Below are 6,589 nucleotides of genomic sequence, written 5' to 3' on the forward strand. Positions count from 1 at the left end.
AGCATTAAGCCCCCCTCACCTCGTCATCCATTTGGGCAGAACTTCTGCTAGCTCTTCACAGGGCGCACCAGAGCCCCGCGCTTGGCCTCAACGATGTCCCGGCAGCAGCAGCCTTCGAGGTGGTCATTGACCATGCCCATAGCTTGCATGAAAGCGTAGACGGTGGTTGGGCCGACGAAGGACCAGCCGCGTTTTTTGAGATCTTTGGAGATGGCCGTGGAGATTTCGGTTTTGCCGAGCGTCTTCAGGTTGGCGTAGTCACAGACCTCAGGGCGTTGATCCGGAGTTGGTTCCCACTTCCAGAAGTAAGCTGCGAGCGAACCGAACTCCTCACGCATTTCCAGTGCACGATTGGCGTTGTTGATGGTGGAATTGATCTTGCCGCGGTGGCGGATGATGCCGGCATCCTGAACAAGGCGCTCAATGTCATTTTGTGTGAACTTTGCGACCTTCTCAAAATCAAAACCTGCAAAGCCAGCGCGGAAATTCTCGCGTTTGCGCAGGATAGTGATCCAGGACAGACCGGACTGGAATCCTTCTAGGCAGATCTTTTCAAAGAGGCGGATGTCGTTGGTGACCGGATGCCCCCACTCATCGTCATGATAGGCCTGATAGAATGGATCTCCCCCATGCCACCAGCAGCGGTCTTTGCCATCTTCTCCGCGGATCAGTCCTTCAGCAATCGGTGTTGAGTTCTGGTCCATTGCCTTGCCCTTCTTGGTCAATCGTCTTTGCAGGTTCTTGTTGGGCGGCCATCAGTCACCCTCACTAACCCGCTCAAAATGTTTATGTTATGTTCTCTTATAAAGCATTGGCTTGCCAAAATAGCAAGCCATCTGCATATCACTTTTCGGACAGATCAATCGAACAAAGCGTCAATGTCATCCTGCGTCACGGTACCAGCTTCCACATCCAAAGCCGGACCATGAAGTAGTGCGGAATCATCGCCCTCTTTATCAGAGGCAATACGATCACTGATCTCCTTGAAGCTTTCAATACCACCCCAGATCTCAATCATACGGATGATGCGCTCTTCGACGAATGACAAGGTGTTCACCACCTTGCTGATGCGCTGTCCAGTCAAATCCTGGAAGTTACAGGCTTCAAAGATCGACACAACCTGCTCGTGAATATCAGTGACAAGGCCTTCATGCTCGCTTGGGACCATTGGCATGACGGTTGCTGCGCTCTGGTCGATGACCTCAGCTGCGGTCAGGATCTGCTCAGTTGCTCCTTCGGTGCCGGATACAATCGCGCCCAGCTCCAATGTCACGCGGCCACGCTCGTCATTGTCGACGCTGGCCTTGTTGTGAAGAGCAGCAATTTCATTCTTGGTTTCAGCGATTGCCTGATAAATCGCATCCAGCTCACCCTTGAGCTTTGCGGCCTCGCCGATTTCCTCACGCAGTTCTTCTGCGACGCGTCGGGACAGTTCTTGTGGGTCAGTTGCAGGAGATCCCACCAACTCTTTCAAGCTGGCAATTTCTTCCATGATCTGCTGGTGACGCAACTCTTCACCATTGTCCTGAATCGGAGTGCTTACTTCGGTGCGTTTGCTACGCACTCCGAACTGAGCCTCTGCACGAAAGGTTTTTCTTACAACTGACATCCCAACCCCGAACTCATGAAGCTAATACGCTTCCTAATGAGGACCACACCGTCGCTACTCCTGTCCGGCGATGCACCCTCTTTTGTTTTCCGCCCTTTCTTCGCAAACTGGCACAGGCTTACGAAGACAGGCTCTCAATTACAGGTTTTAAATAGCAATCCCGGTCACAAGACGCGTCCATGCACCCATAAGTAAGATGGGCACGATTCGCACTCCTGCACGCCGGTCACTACTCACATACTTCTTAGAGTGTTAATTATTACCTTAGATTTATCAGCATTGATTTTTAAGGATAAATTCGACGATTGGCCGCATAACCCAGTAACAATTGGTTAACCTTAGTTTGAACTAGCATTAATTACATTGTTATTTTTAACAATTATTAGAACTGCAACTCCTAGTTTTCCCCGAGGGCATCGGGTCATTGGCAAGGTCCAGAGGAGTGTGGAATGTTTGGAGCAACGGCAAAAAGTAAAGCAAACTGGTTTGTTACTTTGTTCGGCGTGGGTAGCTTAGTTTGTGCGTTTGGTACTGCTGCGCAAGCAGAGTACAAGCCGCGCGCCTCTGCACCTCCACTTGTCCTTAGCCCTGATCTTGCAAATCCGTGGGTTGTGCAAATCCCGCGATCCCAAGCCAAGGCTGTCCAGAACCTTCGTGGATCTGCAAAACAAGCAAGACGGCCGCGTACGACATCAAAGCGGTACGATCGCCGTGTTCCCAAACAATTCTTGCCGACAACTGTGAGCTACAACACCTCGTATTCACCCGGATCTGTCGTGATCGATACGACATCACGATATCTTTACCTGGTGCAAAGCAATGGCAAGGCCCGCCGTTATGGCGTAGGCGTTGGCCGTCCAGGTTTTGAATGGGCTGGCGTTCACAAAGTCACCCGTAAGCGCGAGTGGCCAGACTGGAGGCCACCTGCTGAGATGCTGAAACGGCAACCAAGCCTTCCCCGTTACATGCCGGGCGGACCGCGTAACCCATTGGGCGCGCGTGCACTTTATCTGGGTTCAACGCTTTACCGTATTCATGGGTCGAATGAACCATGGACGATTGGCCAAGCGGTTTCTTCCGGCTGTATTCGTATGAGAAACGAAGATGTGGCGGAGCTGTATAATATGGTTCCGGTTGGCGCAAAGGTCTATGTGCGCTAGGCATGCACGTTTGTTGCAATCTTGGGTACAGGAACCTATGATAAGGCAACAACTTCAAGTTGCTTGCCGCACCCCAGACAACGGCAAAGCATCAAAAAATAAAGGTCTGTCTTTAAACAGGCTTATTATGTGAATGTGCCGTTGCTGACCATCTGATTGAGGGACTTTTCCCCCAGGCCACATCTGTGTGTTTTGGGAGTGCCGCGTATGTGTGCCAAGAAGAATGGACTAGTCATCAGCAAGGACGAAGTGGTTGCAACTCTTTCCAGTATTTTGTCCAGCCCCAACTTCAGGCGAAGCCCGAAACTAACTGCCCTCCTGACATTTCTCGTCGAGCGTAAACTCTCCAAACAGGAAGAAGACCTCAAAGAGCAAGTTATTGGACAGAGGGTCTTCAATTTACCTGAGGGGTTTAATCCGCGTGAAAACCCAATTGTGCGGGTCAACATCTCGCGCTTGCGGTCTCTTCTGCGTGGTTACAACGACGCACACCCTGATGCCCATCACATGCAGATCCGGTTGCCAGACATGGGCTATGTACCTGTTTTTGAGTGTCTACGACCCGTTGTTGACGGAGTTGATGAAGAGAGCAACACCTCTCCCTCACAACACACGAGCGAGGAACGCTCACCCATTGAGCTGTTGGATGAGCCTTTGAACTCTGAAGACATCACCCAGATCCGCGGTGTTCTGGAGGACTGCCTGAAAGATCAAGGACCATCACTCAACCGGTATACGCTTGCAGCCATCCTGCTTGGCTGTTTCGCCAGTATGCTGAGCTTGTTGTTGCTTGCGCATGAGACTGGTTTGGTGTTTGCCGGAGATTGGCATACCCAAGTCATCGCTGTTCCGCCTCCAACGATTGACGAAGATCAGATCCCACCAGAAATTGCAGCGGAGCTACGACAAATAGAAGGTGAACTTGGCGGGAAAGTCAGCTGCATAATTCACTCCGATGAGCATATTCTCGCTGAGTAAATGGCAGAAGGCATCATGTAGCTCACTCCTCACCCCAACCAATTAGTCTGCGTTTGGATGAACAGCAGTACGACTGCATTTTGGATGTCGATCTCAATTAAGCTCACGCAACTTTGGGGTTTTAGACTGTCAGTGTTTGAGCCGTTCTGCAATTAATCCACGAGATTGAGGGTGGGTTTGAACTCAATAGATTTTTACCCCTAAAACCATCAGTTTAACATATTCATTTTCAGGAATTGCCTGAAGCTGCGAAAGGCACAAAATCAGACTCATAAATGCATTGGGAATCAAATTTTTCACCGTTGCATGTCCCCCACGATGCCGAGGGTATCGGTTCAGTTTTCTAAGGCGGGAATTTTGAGATGAAGACTACATTTTTGTTTGCGTCATTTATTTCAGCAGGTTTTGTCCTTTCAGGGTGCGCCAGTGTCACACGCGGTATGAGTGAAAAAGTCAAAATCTATACCTCTCCAGAGGATGCACAGATCTCGACGGACATAGGGATGACCTGCAGTTCCTCGCCTTGTACACTCAAGGTTTCACGCAAAGAAAAGTTCAACGTCACCGTTTCCAAAGAAGGTTATAAAACGCAGAAAGTACATGTCACCACTGAAGTTGCAGGAAGCGGTGCAGCAGCTATGGCAGGCAATGCCCTGATCGGAGGTGTGATTGGCGTAGGTGTGGACGCGTATACCGGTGCGATGCTCAATCACAAGCCGAACCCAGTTCTCGTTGAGCTTAAGCCAACAAACCCAGCAAACCCTAATACACCTGTCGGCGATCTCTCACATATTCGGAAGCAATATGCTGATGATGAGAAAGCTCATCAGGAGAACGTTATGCGTCGTGGAGGAGGCGTATAACCTCCGAATCCCTCTCAATCTTATTTGAGAGGGATTTGTGTAAAGCAGCATACTTACGCCTTATCCAGCAGCATCGGCTTTGGACCGCCATAGGCCCAATCCAGAAGCTCGATGCTATGGATGACCGGGATTTGGGTGCCGCTGGAGATTTGGGTGATGCAGCCGATGTTGCCGGTGGCGACAAGGTCTGGCTGGGTTGCTTCTAGATTGCTTACTTTGCGGTCTCGCAGAGCAGTGGCAATTTTGGGTTGCATGATGTTGTAGGTACCAGCCGAGCCACAGCAGAGGTGCCCTTCCAGAGGTTCTTTGACTGTAAAGCCAGCATTTTGCAGCAGCTTCTTCGGTTGCCAAGTGATCTTCTGGCCATGCTGCATGGAGCAGGCAGAGTGGTAGGCGATGGTCAGCTTTTCGTGCGGCTGTGCTTCGCCTAAGTCCTGTTCAATCAGAAACTCAACAATATCCTTGGACATCTGCGAGATTTGTTGAGCTTTCGCCGCATATTGCGGGTCATCGCGCAGCATGAAGCCATAATCTTTGATGGTGGTCCCGCAGCCTGACGCGGTGATGATAACGGCATCTAGCCCCTCACCTTCCATCTCTCTCATCCATGCATCAATGTTAGTTTTAGCCTGTTCGTTAGAGGCTTCTTCCTTGCCCATGTGATGAACAAGCGCACCACAGCAGCCCTCGCCTTTTGGGAAGACCACTTCATAGCCGATGCGGGTAAGTAAGCGGGTCGCTGCATCATTAATCGACGGAGCAAGGACACTTTGTGCGCAACCTTTCAGGATGGCGACGCGGCCCTTCTTCTGCACTTTCGGGGCAACGGTTTCCTGTCCTGCGAACTGAGAAGGCATTGCTGATTTGGTCGGAGCCAGCGCCAGCAGGGTACCCAGCTTTGCAAGCGTACCACCGCATTTCTTCATGAGCCCAGCAAATGGGCGACCATAGAAGGCGGCTGCGATTGCAAGACGGAAACGGCCCGGTTTGGGCAGAATGGCCTGTAGCACTGCTCTGAGCATCCGGTCTTGTAACGGACGTTTGTAAGTGCGTTCGATATGGATGCGAGCGTGATCTACAAGATGCATGTAGTTCACACCCGAAGGGCATGTGGTCATGCAAGACAAACAGGACAGGCAGCGGTCGATATGCTTGACGGTTTTGGCATCCGCAGGGCGGTTATTTTCCAGCATCTCTTTGATGAGGTAGATGCGGCCACGTGGACTGTCCAGCTCATCTCCCAGCAGCGCGAAGGTTGGGCACGTTGCGGTACAAAATCCGCAGTGCACGCATTTGCGCAGGATCTGTTCGGAAACTGCTGTGGCGCTGTCTTTGAGTTGCTCTGGTGTGAAGTTGGTTTGCATGACCTAGATCCCCGCGTACATTCGGCCCGGGTTGAGGATGTTGTGCGGATCGAACTGAGCTTTCAAGCGCTTAGAAAGCCCCATCAATGTCTCCGGCAAGGGCTGGAACACATCCACGCTCGTACGCAGCTCAGCACTTGCGCGCAGGAGCGTAGCGTGACCACCACCATTTTCAGCAATCAGACGACGGAGCGGAACATCGTGAGGCTCTTCGCCTTGCATCTCCACCCAGACCAGACCGCCTGCCCAGTCCATCATCCAACGGATTGCAAAGCGCTTTTCCAGCTCGGCAATCATCTGTTGACCAGCAGTCGGACTTACTGAGAGCTTCCAGAGCGGCTTGTCACTTCCGGCGAACGGAATGAGGTCACGTAGATCACCCCATGTTTTGCGGGAGGCCTGACCTTCGATGAGCTCTTGCGATGGAAAGCGCTTCAGGATGCTGCGCAGTTTGTTCAAGCGGTAGTCGATGGAAACTGGAATGCCTTCCAATCTGAGCAAAGTGATGGAGTGTTCTTGTGAGAGTGGGCAGAAACCTTTGGGCAGATGAGCTGCGGAGGAAACCTCTGCGGAAGACCCCATCGCCTCTGACATGGCACTGGATGCTTCTTGCGG

The 6,589-nt window shown here is 51.5% G+C and carries 7 protein-coding genes; 3 read left to right on the plus strand and 4 right to left on the minus strand.

Going from position 1 to position 6,589, the window contains the following annotated elements; all coding sequences use genetic code 11:
- Positions 1–47: 47 nt before the first annotated feature.
- Both PsW74_RS24085 and PsW74_RS24090 read right to left on the minus strand, forming a co-directional pair.
- Positions 48–704, minus strand: a complete 657-nt coding sequence (locus tag PsW74_RS24085) for a DNA-3-methyladenine glycosylase I (protein WP_082830694.1) — start codon at positions 702–704, stop codon at positions 48–50.
- A gap of 155 nt (positions 705–859) precedes the next feature.
- Positions 860–1,609: a protein phosphatase CheZ gene (locus PsW74_RS24090; protein ID WP_063287144.1), complete on the minus strand. Its 750-nt coding sequence runs from the start codon at positions 1,607–1,609 to the stop codon at positions 860–862.
- A gap of 449 nt (positions 1,610–2,058) precedes the next feature.
- On the opposite strand from PsW74_RS24090, the gene PsW74_RS24095 reads away from it, so the two are divergent.
- From PsW74_RS24095 to PsW74_RS24105, 3 genes are all read left to right on the plus strand, one after another.
- Complete coding sequence (locus PsW74_RS24095; protein WP_063287143.1) at positions 2,059–2,769, plus strand: L,D-transpeptidase; 711 nt, start codon at positions 2,059–2,061, stop codon at positions 2,767–2,769.
- 207 nt (positions 2,770–2,976) lie between these two features.
- The gene (locus tag PsW74_RS24100; RefSeq protein ID WP_063287142.1) at positions 2,977–3,747 is read left to right on the plus strand and encodes a hypothetical protein; all 771 of its coding nucleotides are present in this window, start codon (positions 2,977–2,979) and stop codon (positions 3,745–3,747) included.
- A 362-nt stretch (positions 3,748–4,109) separates the two neighbouring features.
- Positions 4,110–4,610, plus strand: coding sequence for a PEGA domain-containing protein (locus PsW74_RS24105; protein ID WP_057463746.1), 501 nt, complete (start codon positions 4,110–4,112; stop codon positions 4,608–4,610).
- A 53-nt stretch (positions 4,611–4,663) separates the two neighbouring features.
- On the opposite strand, the gene glcF is transcribed toward PsW74_RS24105, so the two are convergent.
- Together glcF and PsW74_RS30015 are read right to left on the minus strand one after the other, a co-directional pair.
- Positions 4,664–5,974: a glycolate oxidase subunit GlcF gene (glcF, locus tag PsW74_RS24110; RefSeq protein ID WP_063287141.1), complete on the minus strand. Its 1,311-nt coding sequence runs from the start codon at positions 5,972–5,974 to the stop codon at positions 4,664–4,666.
- A 3-nt stretch (positions 5,975–5,977) separates the two neighbouring features.
- A partial coding sequence (locus PsW74_RS30015; RefSeq protein ID WP_275506016.1) for an FAD-linked oxidase C-terminal domain-containing protein occupies positions 5,978–6,589 on the minus strand: 612 nt, incomplete at its 5' end.

The sequence above is a fragment of the Pseudovibrio sp. W74 genome (assembly GCF_001623085.1).
Classification (GTDB): domain Bacteria; phylum Pseudomonadota; class Alphaproteobacteria; order Rhizobiales; family Stappiaceae; genus Pseudovibrio.

Coding starts and splice junctions, on each gene's coding strand:
- PsW74_RS24085 (WP_082830694.1), bottom strand. CDS start 704: ATGGACCAGAACTCAACACCGATTGCTGAAGGACTGATCCGCGGAGAA.
- PsW74_RS24090 (WP_063287144.1), bottom strand. CDS start 1,609: ATGTCAGTTGTAAGAAAAACCTTTCGTGCAGAGGCTCAGTTCGGAGTG.
- PsW74_RS24095 (WP_063287143.1), top strand. CDS start 2,059: ATGTTTGGAGCAACGGCAAAAAGTAAAGCAAACTGGTTTGTTACTTTG.
- PsW74_RS24100 (WP_063287142.1), top strand. CDS start 2,977: ATGTGTGCCAAGAAGAATGGACTAGTCATCAGCAAGGACGAAGTGGTT.
- PsW74_RS24105 (WP_057463746.1), top strand. CDS start 4,110: ATGAAGACTACATTTTTGTTTGCGTCATTTATTTCAGCAGGTTTTGTC.
- glcF (WP_063287141.1), bottom strand. CDS start 5,974: ATGCAAACCAACTTCACACCAGAGCAACTCAAAGACAGCGCCACAGCA.